Source organism: Flavobacterium sp., assembly GCF_043756175.1.
Classification (GTDB): domain Bacteria; phylum Bacteroidota; class Bacteroidia; order Flavobacteriales; family Flavobacteriaceae; genus Flavobacterium.
Genome location: NZ_JAYURN010000022.1, coordinates 1 through 2,314, shown reverse-complemented (window position 1 = coordinate 2,314; position 2,314 = coordinate 1). Strand labels below are relative to the sequence as shown.

At 32.0% G+C, this 2,314-nt stretch carries 3 protein-coding genes; 1 reads left to right on the top strand and 2 read right to left on the bottom strand.

Annotated elements, in window-relative coordinates; translation table 11 throughout:
- A partial coding sequence (locus tag ACH2BP_RS01230; protein ID WP_395056218.1) for an acyl-CoA dehydrogenase family protein occupies nucleotides 1–157 on the bottom strand: 157 nt, incomplete at its 3' end.
- Nucleotides 158–174: 17 nt separating this feature from the next.
- Nucleotides 175–1,059 (bottom strand): ComEA family DNA-binding protein, encoded by an 885-nt coding sequence (locus tag ACH2BP_RS01225; RefSeq protein WP_395056216.1) that lies wholly within the window; start codon nucleotides 1,057–1,059, stop codon nucleotides 175–177.
- A gap of 107 nt (nucleotides 1,060–1,166) precedes the next feature.
- Here ACH2BP_RS01225 and ACH2BP_RS01220 point away from each other — a divergent pair.
- On the top strand, nucleotides 1,167–2,314 hold a 1,148-nt coding region (locus ACH2BP_RS01220; protein ID WP_395056214.1), incomplete at its 3' end, for an amino acid permease.

Sequence of the window (2,314 nt, the reverse complement as noted above, 5' to 3'; positions counted from 1 at the left end):
CGCCCATAAAACCCATTTCACCCAATTTTTTGAATAAAGGAATCGGAAAAGTTTGAGCTTCATCCCACTCCATTATATAAGGTCTTATATTTATTTCGGCAAAATCTTTGATAGATTGTGCAATCATAGATTGCGTTTCGCTGTAATCGAAGTTCATTTTTGTAATGTATTATTTTAAAAATTCAAATATAAGGCTATAATATTTGCTTTATCAGTAGACAATCCTTTAATTTTTGTTAAATCTTCACTATTTTTGATATCTCCATTCATGCTTCGATAGGTAACTATATTTTTCGAAAGTGGGTATTTGAAATACGGAAACAACGAAAGTTCTTTGATAGAAGCATTATTAATGTCAATTTTTTTAAGATTTGGAAGTGCCAATACTTTGAAATGAGTCTTCAAATTTTCAATAACTTCTGGAGAAAGTCCCCAAACATCATTCATTTGATCCATTGAAACAAAACCGCCAAGACTTTCTTTGAATTTTAAAATTCGAAGTGAAATGGCTTCACCTATTCCATAAATCTTTATCAAATCTTCTTGGGAAGCTTTATTAATATCAATCACGACAATTTTTTCTTTTTTAGCGAAAGCCGTATTGGGGTATTTTTTATAGGATACAAATTCTTTTTTGGTATTGATCCAATCCGGAAATTTAAAATAAGGCGAGATCTTTTTCAACAATGAATCCGAAACTTTTGTAACGGCTTGAAATTCTTGAGACGAATTCACGTATTTATTTTGATTCCTAAAAGCAAGTAATCTGTCGATTTCAGGAACTGACATTCCGAGTTTGTACCCTTTATAATCTGTAATAAAATTAGGATTGAAAGGATAAATCTTTGGAATATAATCGGCTCTTTCTTTTTTTGCAGCATCTATTTCATATTGAATAGATCTCCATTTTTCTTTTTCTGAAGTAGTAACATTAGGCATACTAAAATCAACAAAGTAATAAAAACTTTGTAATGAAATTATAATTGTAAACAATAAAAAAATGCTTTTTCGCTGTGCAGTCGAAAAATTAAAGAGGCTTTTTATGTTTTTGAAAGTCATTAAAAATATTTTTTTGAACTCTAAAAATATAAAATATTTAATGAAACTGTGCTTTCTTTTAAAAAAACAATATATTTGAAACTTAATAATAACAAAAAACATAAAATATGTCAATTTGGAGAGTTAAACCTGTTTCAGCGTTTGAGGCTGATATGAAAAAAAGTACATTGAAGAAAGTTCTAGGAAAATGGAGTTTAACTGCTATTGGCGTTGGAGCTATTATTGGTGGTGGTATTTTCGTTCTTACTGGAACTGGAGCTTATTACCATGCTGGTCCAGCATTGGCACTTTCATTTATAGTGGCTGGAATTGCGTGTGTATTTGCAGCCCTTTGCTATTCGGAATTTGCTTCCATTTTACCGGTAGAAGGATCTGCTTATGCCTATGCTTACGGAACGATAGGTGAGATTTTCGCTTGGATTATTGGTTGGGGATTAATTCTGGAGTACGCTATGGGTTCTATGACTGTGGCTGTTTCATGGTCTGGATATTTCAATAAATTACTCAAAATTTTCCACATAGAACTTCCAGATTACCTGACAAGTGATCCTGCTAGTTATACAGGTGAAGGCTTTTCAATGAATCTTCCTGCTTTCTTAATTGTATTATTTGTAATTTCAATTTTAGTTAAAGGAACAAAAAGTGCTGCCAAAGCAAATAATATGATTGTAATCATGAAAGTTTCTGCAATTATTTTTGTTATAATCGCTGGTGCTTTCTTTATTAATACTGATAACTGGTCGCCATTCATTCCAGAAGCTACACAAATTATCGAAAAAGATACAACTCATAATGCTTATGGATTTTCGGGGATTATCTCTGGAGCAGCAGCTATTTTCTTTGCTTATGTAGGTTTTGACGCTGTATCTACTCAAGCAGGTGAAGCCATAAATCCTAAAAAAGATGTGCCTTTTGCTATCATTGCTTCCTTATTAATATGTACAACGTTATATATTTTAGTATCACTTGTATTAACTGGAATGATGAATTACCAAGACTTTAACCCACTAGGAAAATATCCTGATGCGATAAAAGCTCCTGTTGCTTATGCATTTGATATTGCAGGTCAAGGATGGGCTGGTTTAATTATTACTATTGCAGCTACTGTTGGTTTGATTTCTGTATTAATGGTTATGATTATGGGACAATCTAGAATCTTCTTGGGCATGTCTAAAGATGGTTTAATCCCTAAAGTGTTTTCTAATGTAAACCCAATTTCTGGAACTCCAAAAACTAACCTTTTGATTCTTGGTGG